This window comes from Thermogemmatispora aurantia, assembly GCF_008974285.1.
Taxonomy (GTDB): Bacteria; Chloroflexota; Ktedonobacteria; order Ktedonobacterales; family Ktedonobacteraceae; genus Thermogemmatispora; species Thermogemmatispora aurantia.
In genome coordinates, this window is record NZ_BKZV01000002.1 from 45,929 (window position 1) to 60,522 (window position 14,594).

Annotated in this window: 15 protein-coding genes; 6 read left to right on the plus strand and 9 right to left on the minus strand. The window is 60.9% G+C overall.

The window, feature by feature from the left end; genetic code table 11:
* Positions 1–84: 84 nt before the first annotated feature.
* The 4 genes from KTAU_RS07050 to KTAU_RS07065 all read right to left on the minus strand — a co-directional run bounded on the left by KTAU_RS07050 (position 85) and on the right by KTAU_RS07065 (position 4,713).
* Positions 85–1,437 (minus strand): M24 family metallopeptidase, encoded by a 1,353-nt coding sequence (locus KTAU_RS07050; protein ID WP_151727720.1) that lies wholly within the window; start codon positions 1,435–1,437, stop codon positions 85–87.
* A gap of 239 nt (positions 1,438–1,676) precedes the next feature.
* Entirely contained in the window at positions 1,677–2,711 is a 1,035-nt protein-coding gene (locus KTAU_RS07055) for an alpha-ketoacid dehydrogenase subunit beta (RefSeq protein ID WP_287266706.1), read from the minus strand.
* On the minus strand, positions 2,698–3,723 hold the full coding sequence (locus KTAU_RS07060) for a thiamine pyrophosphate-dependent dehydrogenase E1 component subunit alpha (RefSeq protein WP_151727721.1): 1,026 nt from the start codon (positions 3,721–3,723) through the stop codon (positions 2,698–2,700). The genes KTAU_RS07055 and KTAU_RS07060 overlap by 14 nt, the downstream gene beginning before the upstream one ends.
* Positions 3,724–4,014: 291 nt before the next feature.
* Positions 4,015–4,713, minus strand: a complete 699-nt coding sequence (locus tag KTAU_RS07065) for a FadR/GntR family transcriptional regulator (protein ID WP_151727722.1) — start codon at positions 4,711–4,713, stop codon at positions 4,015–4,017.
* 311 nt (positions 4,714–5,024) lie between these two features.
* On the opposite strand from KTAU_RS07065, the gene KTAU_RS07070 reads away from it, so the two are divergent.
* Positions 5,025–5,978, plus strand: coding sequence for an NAD(P)-dependent oxidoreductase (locus KTAU_RS07070; RefSeq protein ID WP_151727723.1), 954 nt, complete (start codon positions 5,025–5,027; stop codon positions 5,976–5,978).
* Positions 5,979–6,147: 169 nt separating this feature from the next.
* Here the strand turns inward: KTAU_RS07070 and KTAU_RS07075 are convergent, their stop codons facing one another.
* Complete coding sequence (locus tag KTAU_RS07075) at positions 6,148–7,674, minus strand: ribonuclease H-like domain-containing protein (protein ID WP_170293131.1); 1,527 nt, start codon at positions 7,672–7,674, stop codon at positions 6,148–6,150.
* Positions 7,675–8,029: 355 nt separating this feature from the next.
* On the opposite strand from KTAU_RS07075, the gene KTAU_RS07080 reads away from it, so the two are divergent.
* Positions 8,030–8,542 carry a hypothetical protein gene (locus tag KTAU_RS07080; RefSeq protein WP_151727725.1) on the plus strand — a complete coding sequence of 171 codons (513 nt, stop codon included), beginning with the start codon at positions 8,030–8,032 and terminating at the stop codon, positions 8,540–8,542.
* Here KTAU_RS07080 and KTAU_RS07085 read toward each other — a convergent pair.
* Complete coding sequence (locus tag KTAU_RS07085) at positions 8,454–9,062, minus strand: molybdopterin-dependent oxidoreductase (protein ID WP_151727726.1); 609 nt, start codon at positions 9,060–9,062, stop codon at positions 8,454–8,456. The genes KTAU_RS07080 and KTAU_RS07085 overlap by 89 nt on opposite strands.
* A gap of 257 nt (positions 9,063–9,319) precedes the next feature.
* Here KTAU_RS07085 and KTAU_RS07090 point away from each other — a divergent pair, with 257 nt between their 5' ends.
* Positions 9,320–10,141, plus strand: coding sequence for a hypothetical protein (locus KTAU_RS07090; protein WP_151727727.1), 822 nt, complete (start codon positions 9,320–9,322; stop codon positions 10,139–10,141).
* A complete protein-coding gene (locus KTAU_RS07095; protein WP_069803194.1) occupies positions 10,110–10,301 on the plus strand; it encodes a hypothetical protein in 192 nt (63 codons plus the stop codon). Before KTAU_RS07090 ends, KTAU_RS07095 begins: the two co-directional genes overlap by 32 nt.
* Positions 10,302–10,372: 71 nt before the next feature.
* Here KTAU_RS07095 and KTAU_RS07100 read toward each other — a convergent pair whose 3' ends face one another.
* Positions 10,373–11,128, minus strand: coding sequence for a DsbA family oxidoreductase (locus KTAU_RS07100; RefSeq protein WP_151727728.1), 756 nt, complete (start codon positions 11,126–11,128; stop codon positions 10,373–10,375).
* A gap of 105 nt (positions 11,129–11,233) precedes the next feature.
* A complete protein-coding gene (locus KTAU_RS07105; protein ID WP_151727729.1) occupies positions 11,234–11,752 on the minus strand; it encodes a DoxX family protein in 519 nt (172 codons plus the stop codon).
* A 169-nt stretch (positions 11,753–11,921) separates the two neighbouring features.
* On the opposite strand from KTAU_RS07105, the gene KTAU_RS07110 reads away from it, so the two are divergent.
* Complete coding sequence (locus KTAU_RS07110; protein ID WP_228026351.1) at positions 11,922–12,416, plus strand: winged helix-turn-helix transcriptional regulator; 495 nt, start codon at positions 11,922–11,924, stop codon at positions 12,414–12,416.
* A 471-nt stretch (positions 12,417–12,887) separates the two neighbouring features.
* Here the strand turns inward: KTAU_RS07110 and KTAU_RS07115 are convergent, their stop codons facing one another.
* Complete coding sequence (locus KTAU_RS07115) at positions 12,888–13,088, minus strand: hypothetical protein (protein ID WP_151727730.1); 201 nt, start codon at positions 13,086–13,088, stop codon at positions 12,888–12,890.
* 1,073 nt (positions 13,089–14,161) lie between these two features.
* Here KTAU_RS07115 and KTAU_RS07120 point away from each other — a divergent pair.
* Positions 14,162–14,497: an SHOCT domain-containing protein gene (locus tag KTAU_RS07120; RefSeq protein WP_151727731.1), complete on the plus strand. Its 336-nt coding sequence runs from the start codon at positions 14,162–14,164 to the stop codon at positions 14,495–14,497.
* The last annotated feature ends 97 nt before the right edge of the window (positions 14,498–14,594 follow it).

Sequence of the window (14,594 nt, forward strand, 5' to 3'; positions counted from 1 at the left end):
CCTGCTTCCGGGAACCTGGCAGAGCCAGCCAGAGCCGGCAGAACAGGCGGGCAGACCAGACCGGAACGGACCAGCGGGCCAGAGTTAGAGTGTATGACCTGCGGAGGTCGCCGCTGGGGCCGGTAGCTGCGCTCCGCCCCGGCCAGCAGCCGTGTTCAGATGCGATTGCACCTCACGAATGGGAGAGAGCGGTCCGTTGACGGTGTAGTAGCGCGTACCAGCCACGAGCAGCTCTTCGGCGGGGAAGCGCGTAATCACTTCACAGCCGTCCTTCGTCACCACCAGCTGCTCTTCAATGCGGGCCGCTGTCCAGCCGTCGCTGGCGGGCCAGAAGGTCTCGAGCGCAAAGACCATGCCCTCCTCGATGACCTCGGGGTGATCAAAGGAGACCAGGCGGCTGAAAACCGGCTTCTCCCAGATCGTCAGGCCCACGCCGTGGCCGAACTGCAGCGCGAAAGCTGCCTCTTCATTGGGGAAACCAAACTCCTCAGCGCGCGGCCAGAGCTTGACGACATCGGCAGTGGTCACGCCCGGCTTAATGGCGTTGATGGCCACGTCGAGGATCTCGCGGCAACGCTTGTAGGCGTCCACCATCGCTGGCGAGGCACTGCCAACAGCAAAGGTGCGGTAATAACAGGTGCGGTAGCCATTGAAGCTGTGCAGAATGTCAAAATAGGCGGGATCTCCCGGACGCAGCACGCGGTCGCTAAAGACATGCGGGTGAGGACTGCAGCGCTCGCCTGAAATGGCGTTAACTCCTTCGACGTGCTCCGAGCCGAGATCGTAGAGAACCTTGCTGACCAGGGCCACGCACTCATTCTCGCGCACACCCGGGCGCATCCAGCGATACAGCTCCTCGTAGGCCGCATCGACCATCATGCAGGCCGTGGTCAAGAGAGTAATCTCATCCTGGGTCTTGATCATGCGCGCCGTCTGCATGAGATTCTGCCCGTCGGCGATGGTAATCCCTTCTTTCTGGAGGGCAAAGAGGACCTGCGGCTCAATGACATCGACCCCCAGCGGCTCATGCAGGAGGCCACGCTCCTCCAGCTCGCTGCGGATCTTGCGCGCCACATCCTCGGCGCGTCCAGAGCCGGGCGCCATCGCCCCGCGCATCGTCGAGATGCCCGCTCGCGCGCGCTCCCCCATCCAGGGCGCATAGAGCTGATCATGACGCGCCGCCGAGCCGAAGGTCCACAGAATCGGCTCGTCATCGCGCGGCAGCAGCGTAAAGCGGAAGAGCTTGTCCATGGCCCAGGTGCCGATGTGGGTCGAGGTAATATAGCGAATATTGCTCATGTCGAAGCAGAGCAAGGCCCCTAGCTCGGACTCCTTGAGCAATTTTTGCACCCGCGCCAGTCGCTCGCGGCGCAGCCGCTCGTAGTCGACGCGCACCTCCCAGTCAACGGCCATTGGTCCATACGTCTTGATCGCCATAGTGAGTTTCTCCTCCCTCAGAGTCGCAGCGTCGCGCCAGGTACTACCCAGCTGGCGCCGCACGCCTACGGATCAACGTCGATCGCGCTGACAAGAAGCCGTAACGACAACGGTCATGCCGAGACGAAGAACATCTTTGACTGGTCGCTTCCCTGTCGTTGACCACGGACCCTGCTGCCAGCCTATTCCCACTGAGCAGGCAGGAGCGAGCGAGCGAACGAGCGAGGGCTGGCAGAGTCTCAGACTCTTCCGCAGAGGGTTTTCGCCATCTCCACGACGGCAGCTGGCGTCGGCACGGTCAGATCCTCCAGAACGGGCGAGAAGGGTACTGGCACATCGAGGGCCCCGAGACGTTTGACTGGGGCATCAAGATAATAGAAGGCACCTTCGCTAATGACCGCGGCGATCTCGGCGGTCACCCCGTAGCTCTGATAGCCCTCATCGACGACGATCACGCGGCTGGTCTTCTTAGCTGACTCGATCAGCGTCTGCTTATCCAGGGGCGAGGTCGTGCGCGGATCAATGACCTCAGCGCTGATGCCGAGCTGCTCCAGCTCAGTAGCTGCAGCCAGAGCCACCTGGACCATGCTGCTTGTGGCCACAATGGTCAGGTCGCTTCCCTCACGCTTGATATCGGCCACGCCAAAGGGAATAGTGTACTCCCCTTCAGGTACCAGCCCCCTGAGCTGGTACATCATTTTGTCTTCAAAGAAGAGGACCGGGTTATCGTCGCGAATGGCCGTCTTCAGCAGTCCTTTGGCGTCGTAGGGCGTCGAAGGCAGCACAACCTTCAGCCCCGGGATATGGCTAAACCAGGCGTGCAGACTCTGGCTATGCTGGGCCGCCGAGCGACGCGTGGCTCCGAGCGTTGTGCGCACTACCAGCGGCACCTTGAGCTTGCCGCCGGACATATAGTGCACCTTGGCCGCCTGATTGACGATCTGGTCCATCGCCAGCGTCAGGAAGTCCCCGAACATGATGTCGACGACGGGCCGCATGCCTGTCATAGCCAGACCCACGCCGATGCCCGTAAAGCCTGCCTCCGAGATCGGAGTATCGATGACGCGCTCCGCGCCAAACTCCTCGACCAGGCCGCTGAGCACTTTGAAGGGCGTGCCAGCCTCGGCGACATCTTCTCCCAAGAGGAGCACACGCGAATCACGGCGCATCTCCTCTGCGAGCGCCTCACGAATAGCCTGCCCGAGCGTGATCTCGCGCCAGCCCGCTGGCGCTTGTGGCGCACTTGCTGTACTTGAGGCACTAGGCATAGACATGCTGGGCCACCTCTTGCGGATCAGGATAGGGAGCCTCCAGAGCAAAGCGCACTCCCGCCTCGATCAGGGCGCGCACGCGGCGCTCGATCTCGGCAAAGTGGCTGTCCTCGGCCAGCCCCTGCTCGCGCAGCCAGGAGCCGAGGAGCTTCAGGGGATCGCGCTGCGCCTTCCACCACTCTTCTTCTTCGCGAGAACGGTAGTAGCTGCGCTGGATGTCTCCGACATGATGGCCGTAGAAGCGGTAGGTATTGCAATGGAGATAGGCCGGTCCTTCACCGCGCCGCGCGCGCTCAACGAGGCGCACAGCAGCCGCATAGACAGCGCGTACGTCCTGTCCATCAACTTCCTCGGTGTGGATGCCGAAAGCTCGGGGTCGGGCCAGCATGTCGCCGGCGGTCGTCTCGCTGTTGGGCGTATACTCGTTGTAGAGATTGTTCTCGCAGACGTAGATGACTGGTAGCTGCCAGAGCGCAGCCATATTCATAGCTTCGTAGAGCAGGCCCTGCCCCAAGGCCCCATCGCCGAAGAAGCAGACCACAACCTGACCGCTGCCCCGCCGCTTGCAGGAGAGGGCGGCCCCGGTGGCGATACCAGCACTGCCGCCGACGATGGCATTGGCTCCCAGGTTGCCACTTTCTTGATCGGCGATATGCATCGAGCCACCCTTGCCTCGACAGTAGCCGGGCTGCTTACCGAGCAGCTCGGCAAACATTCGGTCGACGGCGGCGCCCTTGGCGAGACAGTGCCCATGACCACGATGGGTGCTGGTGATGTAGTCGTCGCGGCGCAGGGCCGCGCAGACCCCGACAGCTACCGCCTCTTCGCCGCTGTACAGGTGGGCCAGGCCCGGCATTTTGGCGCTCATATACAGCTCGTTCACTTGCTCTTCAAAGAGGCGTATGGTGAGCATCTGCTCGTAGAGGCTCAGCCAAAATTGGCGCTCCCGCGCCCGGCTGGCTTCGTCACGCGTCAGCGGACGCTCTTCGGATGAGGTGATGTGCTCTGAGACCATCGTTGTGTTTCTCCCGCTCCTGACTGATGCGGCGTTCCCACTCAGGGCTCGGCTGGTCCTGGTCCGTGGGCCTCCTCGGCTCGGCGACGCTGCCCCCAGGCATTGTCGCCCGGCCAGCCATTGTAGCCTGATGAGAGGACGACAGGATGAGTATATCTCTCCAGCGCCGACAAGCAGTCTCAGCGCACGGAGGAGCAACGGCCCGCCCTCCTCAACAGCCAGGCTAAGCCGTTTGGCCCGCTAAACTGCCAAAGGGGTCACCCCAGCAGATGCGCTCATCCATCGCTTCGCCTAGCCGCGGTTGGCCGTCTCCAGATCCTGACGGACCTGGTGCAGGTGCTCCTGCATAGCAAGGCGGGCAGCTTCGGCGTCGCGGCGGCTCACCGCTTCCAGGATGCGCTTGTGATGGTATTGGGCCCGCTCCATTGCTCCACCGATGCGCGAGATATGTTTGCGCTGCTCGCTGAGCAGATCGACGATCGAGTCGACAAAGGTCAGGATCAGGCGATTGCCCGAGGCTGTGGCGAGCGTGCGATGGAAGTCGTTGTCGGCGGCAATGTAGGCCTCGACATCGTGGAGACTGGCATCCATCTGCTCAACAACCGTGCGCAGGCGCGCAAGATGCTCTTCACTTGCCCGCGCCGCCGCCAGGGCGGCAATGCCCGGCTCAAGCAGCTCCCGTAGCTCGACAAGGTTGGCATAGCCGTCCTCGCGCCCAACACGCACCATTAGCTCTAAGGTCTGCTGCATGGCGCGCGAGGTGGCATTGATGACGATGGTGCCGCGTCCCGGTCGCATGTCGACCAGCCCCCGTTGAGCCAGTGTCTTCATGGCTTCCCGGACCGCCGTCCGGCTCGCCCCAAATTGCTCGCTTAATTCGCGCTCGCTCGGTAGACGATCGCCGCTGCGCAGTTCGCCTCGCAGAATACGCTCCTCGATCTGTTCCGCAATCTGTTCGAACAGCTTGCTGGATTGAATAGGTGTATACAATCCCTTCTCCGCTGCTGCCAGGATCTTTACCTGGTCAGAGACCAGATGGTATGTTTATCATACCAATGATTATAGTATAATCAGGCCGGCTGCCTTTGACAACCCTTTCTTTGGCGCGGCGTTCCTGTTCGCCACTCCCCGGCGCACCAAGGCAGGCGAGACAGCCTGGCGAAAGTCGCGCAAGGGAGGGCTGGCTGGCTGGCTGGTCGACAGAGGGTAGCGCCGGGTTGCCGAGTTGGAGTAGAACTATCTAGCAGCAGGGCGCGGAGCGCGCTCTATCAACTCTACCGTAGAGGAGGGTATTGACAGCGATGGCGAATCTGGGCTTCGTTGGCCTTGGGGCGATGGGTGGGCGCATTGCCTACCGTTTGCTGCAAGCCGGGCATACACTCACTGGCTACAATCGCACGCGCGAGAAGGCGCGCTGGTTGCTGGAGGCCGGCATGCGCTGGGGAGAGAGTCCGGCAGCGGTCGCGCAGGCCGCCGACATTACTTTCAGCATGGTGGCAGACACAGCGGCCTTGCAGGCCATCACCGAGGGGCCACAGGGCCTGTTGGCTGGCCTGGGTCCTGGCAAGATCTACGTTGATATGAGCACAGTCAGCCCTTCGGTCAGCCGCGCTCTGGCGGCTCGCGTTGCTGAGCGTGGTGCCCACATGCTCGACGCTCCCGTTTCGGGGAGCACGGTGACGGTCGAACAGGGCCGGCTGGCGATCATGGTCGGCGGCGATCAGGCCGTTTTCGAACAGGTTCGACCGGTACTGCTCGACATCGGTCCGAAAGTCAACTATGTTGGTCCCAACGGCCAGGCAGTGCTAATGAAAATCGCCATCAATCTCAGCCTGCCGGTGCAGTTCCTGGCCTTCAGCGAGGGCTTGCTGCTGGCCGAGAAGGGGGGTATCCCTCGCGAGACAGCTTTTCGGGTCTGGATGGAAAGCGTCGTGGCCTCGCCGGCCATGCAATACCGCGGTCCGTTCGTGCTTGAGCGTCCAGCGGAGGCACTCTTTTCGGTCACTATGATGCAGAAAGACCTGCTGCTGGCTCAGGAGCTGGGGCGCGAGGTCGATGTGCCTCTGCCGTCGGTCGCCCTGACCAATGAGCTGCTGACAGCGGCGCGGGCATTGGGTCTGGGCCGGGAGGATTTTGCAGTCCTCTTCGATGTGCTGGCCCATATGGCGGGCGTACCTGGCTCTCCCAGTGCGGACCAACAGCCGTCGTCGGGTGGACAAGACGAGGCCGGGGCGACAAGACCAGAACAAGGCTGAACGGCCTGAAGCCACGGACGAGAGCAGCTAAATCAGGACGGGCATAGCCAGCTCTCCTGCCCGCGCGGGACAAGAAGCGCCGTGACCTGGGCCAGAGCTTGCACCAGCTGCCAGCATAATAGCAAGTTACTTGCTTACAAGGTCACGAAGGTGAGGAAGAAGGGCAGCTCTAGCTGGGAGCTGGCTGGCCTCGACCAGGATACGGTGACGAGATCGACGAGCCAGAGGTCGTCGGCACAGTGCCGAGCAAGTACTGCATGACATGAGCCAGGGCCAGGACGTCCTCGGCATTGTAACCCATGAGCGTCTCAACTGGTAGAGGCTCGCCGTAGACCCGATATTCCTCATAGAGCAGGCCGGCCTCAAAGCCATCGAGGTCGCCGCTGAAATGGAAGCCGCACCAGGTCGCGACCTCTTTGAGCGACCAGCTCGTTAGCGGTAGCACCAGGATCTTTCTGAGCGCCTGCAACAGGTCGAGCTTTGGCAGGGGCCACCAGCGCGCCAGAAGAGATGGCGCCCAGCGGACGATCCCCTCTTCAACGGAGCGTTCGTCGAAGCGGTGACCGCTCCAGGAGCAGAGCGTAGCGCCTGGATGGGCAGCGATATAGGCGAGAAACTCTTCGTACATAGCGCGGCGGCGGCCCCTGTCCTCTTCAGGGACAGCCCACTGACGTAGCTCCTGCCCATCGAAGACGCCGATCAGCCACGGCTCGGGCGCTTCTCCCCCCTGGAGGGGATCGGCAGAGGCTAGCCCCGTCTCAACATCGTAGAAGAGCAGGGATGGGGGGAGCTGCAGCGATCCCAGCCAGACGGGCCGATTCTCCTCACAGGCGCGCAGGTAGCTTTCCAGGAGGAGGCGACGCCGGGGGCCAAACTGGATGGCCTTGAGCACTGCGGGCGGGGCCGTGCGCAGCTCGTCCAGGCGCGTGATGCCGTAAGCCGCTAACCGCTCGGCGCGCCGGGGACCGATCTGCGGTCCTCGCAGGCGGGCCGGCGGTTCCAGCCAACTAACACGTGGGAGGGCCTCAGTCCCATCTAGCTCGATCAGAGCGGCACGCGCCAGCTCGGGTTTGACATCGTCTGAGGCTCCATTGACGACGAGCGTCTTGCCGAGCAGGGCCGTCTTGCCGCCTCGTGAGTGGCAATGTCCACAGAGAACAAGAGCCGGCTGCTGAGTGAAGACAAAGTCCTTGAGGGCCTCCGAGCCGAGACGGCTGAAGCCGAAGCGAATGCCGATGTCAAGACGGCAGCCCGCCGGAGGGGTGTGCGAGACTACAACCAGGCGTCTCGCCGCTTCGCCCAGGTGCCGGCGCGCCTGATCCAGATGAGCACGCACCTCGCTCTCGGGATGGAGTATCCTGCCGATGCTGTTGCGTTCTCCGTCACAAATGGCTCCTTCGATACCGATAAAGCCAACGTCTTCAATGAGGAGCGGCTCTGCGTGGAGATCATGCACGCCGGGTGCGCGCAGCACGAGGCGATCTTCCGGCCAGCAATCGTTGCCGATGACGCCAAGTAGGCCGTAGCGGGCATAGCTGGCCAGCTGACTGAAGTAATTGCGCTCAGAAGAGACGAGGAAACGCCGCACATCATCGCCGCCATAGACGATCACATCAACGGGTGCCACCGAGCGCAGCAGTTGCTCGGCCAGCTCCAGTCGTTGGATACGCCAATCAGAAAAGAAGAAGATGCGCATAGCATGCAACTCCGCTCTGCTTTCTCCGGGTGATAGGCTTCTGCCCAGCTGCCCGCGATCCGAGCCATCCCTGTTCCGCTTGCAGAGCGACCCTGGCAAACTGGACATTCTGCATAAGCAGACGCAAGAGCCTGCAGATTTTTGATGATGAGGTGTTCCTCCAGCCGAGGGACGTTCAAGCAGGACCGGATGTCATTGAGCGTTGGCTTTCTGAGAGAAAGGTGCTATAGTTAGCAGCACGGAAGAACCAGGCTTCTAGCGGTGAGTCCCGGTCAGTGCCGGTCCTTCATGAAGGATGAGGGTCGCCTCGTCCTGGCCGGGAATCCCTGTAGAGAGTTTAACAGGATGCGACGCCATGCTGAGGAGAATCACCCTTATTGCTCTCGTGCCAGGGCTGATCTTGAATCTGCTCGCCGGCGGCCTTTCGCTCTTTAATCCGGAGCGGTCACTGAGTCTCTTCTTCCTCTTTCTTCTCTTCCTCACGACCGCTCTGCTGACCTATGGCCTCGCTCTAGTGCTGGTCATGGTTATGATGCTGCGCCGGTTGATCACTAGCTGGCGCCTTCTCTATGGCCGGCAGGTCCGCTTCCTGGCTACAGACCGCTATAACGAACGACTGCTTTGGCGCTTCTTCGCTCAACGGTTGTTTCTCATTACCTGTATTGCTCTTATAGCTATTATAATTAATTTTCTACTGAGGTATCAGGCAGCAATGAGCTTTGAAACCACTATGTCTCTCACCATGCTCATTTTACCGGCCATTATTTGTATTATCCTGCTCATTGAGAGAGCCTCTCCCCTGCGAACGGCGACGACCACGCCAGACCCCAGTACAGCAGACGGCCAACAGCGCGGACCAGGGAGCTAGCTCTGCGAGCCTCCAAACGCTGACGAGCGATCTCCTCGGCAGTGGATACACCCATCGCCTCGCTGACAAGCAGGGTATCGACCCACTTCACACTTGTATAGCACTTGCCGCCGGGTACGAGCAGCCGCCACGGGGCCCCATGCTCGCGTGAGAGGGGAACACCGTTCAGGTGATCACAGAGCAGGGCCCGCCCGGCCTCTTCGAGGGTCAGCCAGACCGCATAGCTGCCGGCGCAGACGGCCACTGCGCGCGCCGTGGGCAAGGGCCGGGCCAGATCGAGCAGGCTGTACAAACGCCAGCCTTCCCAGGTCAGGGCGGGCACGGTCCAGCCCTCCTCACACGAGAAAGGGGCTTGCCAGGTCTGGCGGGGGAGATGGGCCAGGTCCGCTGCCTCTAGTTCCAGGGTATAGGCAACGCAGCCGCAGATGCGCAACCGTCCCTTGATTTCTTTGGCTGCCCCATCCAGCGGGTGAGACGGCAGGGCGGAAAGCTGTCGCGGTTCCTCTTTTTTTTGTGGCATCGTTCTGCTCCTGAACAGTGGAGAGCTGTGCTCTTACGAGTTATAGCATGCGGCAGGATAGCAGGGCAAGGTTATCCTCGTCTTCCGGCCAGAAGTAGGCTGGGGCAGCTAGCAACCAGGCATTATTTTTCAATGGAGTGAAACATTGATACCAGTTGATATCTCTTGACAATAAGCATCGATAATTGTACACTCTTCTATAGAAAAACATCGATTTCCAGTGTGTCAGGACGAGTCAATTTTTTAGTGTAAAAATAATGATGCACCACTACGGGCGGCATGGTCCCCGAGCCTGGTTACGTCGCTGGCAGCGTCGCTACTGGCGGCCTCCGCCGCCGACGCCAGCCAGGGAGGCCAGCCCGGCCCTACCAGCAGTCAAGTCACAGCAACTGGCGAACGTGCGTGTCTGGCAACTCACAGAAAGGATCATCGTCATCATGGTCGGCAACGATCTTTATCCCGAGCCTGATAATGTGACGCTCTTCTCGGCCTTTGGGCAGCACCCGCTTTCAACCAGCGAGAGCCATGAAATCCCCTCAGCGCTGAGAAGCCAGCTCAACATCAAGCTCTCCACTCTTACTGACGAGATTCAAGAAATGGCCGGGTCAGGTGATCTCATCACCATTCATCAAGAAAGGCTCAACAGGATACTGCGTCGATTTATTAAAAACCAACTCAACACGCTCAACCTGCCCATCCCTACTAGAAAAGCTGTCGACGAGATCGTTGAGTCTGGCCTGGCCTACTCATCTAAAGAGCTGGAGCAGGCACTCACAGAGAAGGCCCTCAACTACCGCATACTGGCCACTGAGGCCGATCAACAACTGGCCGCCAAGGCCCGAGCGGATCGCCAGCGCTATGGGCCTCTCTCAGCTTCTATGAGGCACGCCCTGGCCGTTCTGGCCGCGCTCGAAGTGCGAGGCCTGCGCGATACTTCTGAGATCAGCGAAGAGCAGCTCAAGCAATTGGATGCAGACGCAAGCTGGTACGAGGAGGTCTTTCACAAGGGGAAGGAGATCATCGAGTGGCCACCGGAGGAATCTTTTCGTGGCCAGCACAACAACGACATGGGGGACTGAGATCGCCGGCAGGATCAGCCGCCAGCTTGGGCGCCTTTCTGGTGCTCTGCCCGGTTTCGAGGAGAGCAGGCAGCAGCGCCTCTTGATAGCGCTGCTGATCCTGGTGCTCCTGATCTTGCTCATCCTGATTGTGCTTGCCTGTTATCTGATTCTGCGCTAGGCGCTGCGCGCCGGGCAGGAGCTGGGCCGCGCTGGCGACTGTGGATGGACTGGCCCAGTCCCCCCAGTGCCTCAGCCAGCGCGCTCGCTGCCTGGCAAGGCACAGCTCCCATCGGTGCAAGCCTCGTCCTGGTTCTGATCCTGCTCGCTTCCTGAGCTGACAGCGGTCATCACCTGTGGCGTTGCCTCGCGAGCGGTCTCGCGCCAGGCCCGTTCCAATACCTGACGCAGTAGCGAGACTGGCTGTGCCCCCGAGACCGCATAGCGACCTGCGAAGAGGAAGAAAGGCACACCCTGCACGCCCAGCTCCTGGGCGCGTCGCTCATCCTCATGCACCGCCTCAGCGTAGGCCGAGCTGTGCAGCACAAGCTCTATCTCTTCCGCCGGCAGGCCCACCTCGCCAGCCAGGCGCCGGAGCGTCTCCGGCTCACTTAAGGCCGCCCCCTCGCTGAAGTAGGCGCGAAAGAAGCGTTCCGCCAGCGCCTGAGTCAGATCATGGGCGGCGGCCAGATGGAGCAAGCGATGGGCATCGAAAGTATTGCCATAGCGCGCCTGCTCCAGATGGAAAGTCAGCCCCTCCTGGGCGGCCAGGGCACTGACGCGCGCATTCATGGCCTCGGCCTCGGCCAGGGAGACACCATACTTACGCGCCAGCATCGCACTGACGCTCTCACGCGCCTCATGCGGCGCCTGCGGATCAAGCTGAAAGCTACGCCAGGCCAGCCTGATGCGCTCGCGCTGGGGAAAGCCCGCCAGCGCCTTCTCCAGACGCCGCTTGCCGATATAGCACCAGGGACAAACAAGGTCCGACCAGATCTCAATCTCCATGACACTCGCCTCGCTCCGCGCTGGCCGGCTGGCCCCCCGGCTCCAGTCCCAGACCGAACTGTCCGACAGGGCGCCGCGAGCCAGCCAGCTTTTAAGCAGACAGGCTCAGGCATCCTGCGAGGCTGTCTGCGGCCTACGACTAATGACAATCCCAATTGCTACCACGATGAGTGCAGCCAGGGCCAGCCCAATAAAGAGCACTGTCTCTCGCTGGCCGATGCCAAGCAGGGCATCGAGCGCATAGTTGCCCGGCCCCGTGAGACCGATGACGATGCTCACCAGCATCAGAAGTAGACTATATTCATAGCCACCGCGCTGCATCCAGAAGCCGTTGCGCCAGTGGCTCTTGAAGGTCGCCATTGCCATCGCGCCCGCCATACCAGCTGCTCCTACAGCGGTGAGGAAGCCCAGCGCCACCGCCAGACCACCCCCTACTTCCCCCAGAACAGCGAGCGTCACCCAGAGCCAGGCCGGCTGCAGGCCCTGACGCGCGAAGTTCTCGCGCGTGCGCGCCAGTCCCGCTCCGCCAAACCAGCCAAAAAGCTTCTGCAGTCCATGCCCGGTCAGCGTTAAACCAGCCCCGAGACGCAGGATAAGCAGCCCCAGGCTCAGGGTTGTTGACATGAGAAGACCACTCCTTTCCTTTCTATTGCCGACTCGCTCCGGGAAGAGACTTCTCTCTTCCTCGGCAGCGATGCCTCTCTTTTCTTTCTTTATGAAAGTAAGGGTATCATAGAAAGTTCCTATCGTCAAGGATGTTGCTTTCTTATTTATAGTATGATATACTGTAGCCATGAAGAGAGCTGAGCGAGAACAGCCGGCGGCGAGGCCGGAGGCCTGTAACGCAACAACCCCAATGGGGCGAGCCATTCGCCTGGTCGGCGATGTCTGCATTCTGCTGATCGTCATTAATCTCTTGTCCGGGCCGCGGCGCTTCAGCGAGCTGCTGGAGCAGCTAGGCCACATCAGTTCGCGCACCCTGACTCAACGCCTCCGCTTGCTAGAGGAACTGGGCTTTGTCGAGCGGCGCGCCTTCTTGGAGATTCCGCCGCGCGTCGAGTATCATCTGACGCCCACAGGCCAGGAGTTTGGCCAGGTCATTGCCGCGATTGAGGAGTTCGCGCGCAAGAATCTCGCCGATCCTCTGCCAGCCTCGTCCTGCGGCACGCTGTGCTCCGCCTCATCCCCGGCATCCTCTGACCAGTCCCCCATCAGCAGGTCCGTTACCGCCCCTCCCTGTGGCGAGAACGATGCCTTCGCCGGGGCAAGTGAAGAAGCAGAAAACTGAACGAGAAAGAGCCTTTCTCCTCTTGAGCAGTCACTAAAGAGATCTACCGCTCAGATCAATGACCCCTGGCTCAAACCAGGGGCTTGCCCGTAGCCTCGTCGGCGCGGGCTTTCGAGCTGGTTGTCAATAGCCCACCCTCCCGCAGGGCAGTAAAGAGTGGGTGCGTTAGACTGCTGCGCGCAGCATTGAGGTCGGCACACTCCTGATACCCGCACAGGGGACAGATGCAAGTCTGTCGGCGACGGGTTCCTCGCTGTCCACAAGACCCAGCCCCTTCTCCTGAGTCCGCTGCTGTCCAGCATCGGATCAATCCCCACCACGGGGCTGGCTGTTGTTCTTGCTGCTGGGGGATCAGACACCTCTAGGGTCACCATGAGTCGCCCTATGAGTTGACCATCGCCTTCCAGCACAGTGGAGACTGTCGATGGTCTTGACCTGTGCTAGCCGTCTTTCGGTAGCGGCTGGCACCGTCTAAGGGAGGCGCTTGCGTCCGGCGACGGTCCAGAGCGAGAAGGTACCATCGGCTTGCAGACTGGCATCGCGTCCCCGTGGCTCGATCAGAAACAGCGCCCGCCTGCGCCGGAACTGGAGGGGGCGCTGTGGTGGGTGCCGGTTGCTCCGAGCGCTCTGGTAGGCGGCTGCGACCAGGCGGATGGCGGTAGAGGTCACCATGCCGGCGGTCCAGGCCAGCCAGTGCCCTCCGCTCTAGCTCCGCGATGAAGTCCTGGTCCGCGAGCAGCTGGCCTTGCCGGTCCTGCCGCTCATCCCAGACCTGTTCGAAGGAAGAGAAACTTCTCTCCCCAGAAACTTACTGAGCGCTTTGGCACAGCTACCGCAGTGTAGCGCTGGACCGGCTGATCGTCATTCATGCGGGCTTGGGTCTGAGGAGAGACCTCAGCCTGCCTGGCTAACTCTACAGCAGGAGCAGGAATCTCCTCAAGGTGGTGATCAAGCATCAATTCGCTAGCCTCCATCACGAACCATAGCAGGTACTTGGAATACAGCCCCTCCCGGCTGCGCACGAGGTCAGGGTCCGCAGCTGTTGTTAACTGCAACATAGTACAGCAAAGCTATCAATATCATTATCAGTCAAATTGTGTATTGAAGACATCTATCGAACTGTAATCAAGGTTAAGCCAGTATGACGACTAATTCATAAGCCAGACTGTGGCCCCTGGCCCGAGCATAGCAACCTTACCTGGCCCTGAGAGCAGCTCAGCAGCGGGAACGCTTCTACGGCTCTATCATCTCTATAGTCAACAGACAGCAGATAGCGATAGCCCAGCGGGCAGCGTGCATCTCCCCCCGGTGAAGAAATAGATTGCCAGGTGACGATGTTTCATAAAAGGGGAGGGGAAAAGAGACCAGGTAGACAGCGGAGCCAGCATGAGGAGCGAGTGACGACGGCTTGCAGGCAAGAGTCAGACACCGTCTGCATAGCATTTAACCTGTGGACTCCTCGTGCGTATCTCTTGAGTGGAGGAGAGAAAAAGGCCGGCAGGCAGACGACCTACGTGAGCCGGAGAGAGGAGTGGATTAGCCAGAGGAACGCCCACCGGGCGCTAGTAGCAGCTCCGAGTGGGTCTTCAGCTAGCTGATTGCCTCCTGGTCTGCCTGCCGTCCTCTAGCTGGTCGGAGGAAAGACGCACGACAGCCACAGAAAGGATGGCCGTCGCGAGTACCCCGAGAGAGCGGGGTAGAACAAAAAGGCAAGAGACGCTTACACAGCGAGGAGGGTGAATAGTATGCATCATCATCATCATGGCTGGGGCTGGGGCGGCCCCGTCTTCTTCCCCTTCGGTTTTGGCTTTGGCGGAGGGTTGTTCGGTGACTTGCTAGCGGGCGGCCTGGGCTATATGCTTGGCCGCTGGCAGGGACGCAATCAGCCGTATCAGGGCTACCCGCCATACTATCAGCAGGGCTATGGTTATCCACCCTATCAGGCACCGACGCCGAATCCTGGTGCTTCGACGGATGCCCGCCTGGCCCAGCTCCAGTTGTTGGAGCGACTGCGCGCCTCGGGCGCCCTGACAGAAGCCGAGTTTGAGGCAGAGAAGCAGCGCATTCTGAGCGGCTACTGATGCCTCCTCTGCCTCCGCGGATCAAGGAGACCAGCAGCTCTCAGGCTCCTGGGAGAACAGAAGGAAAGAAAGAGCCGGGCCAGTAAGCTCACTGGCC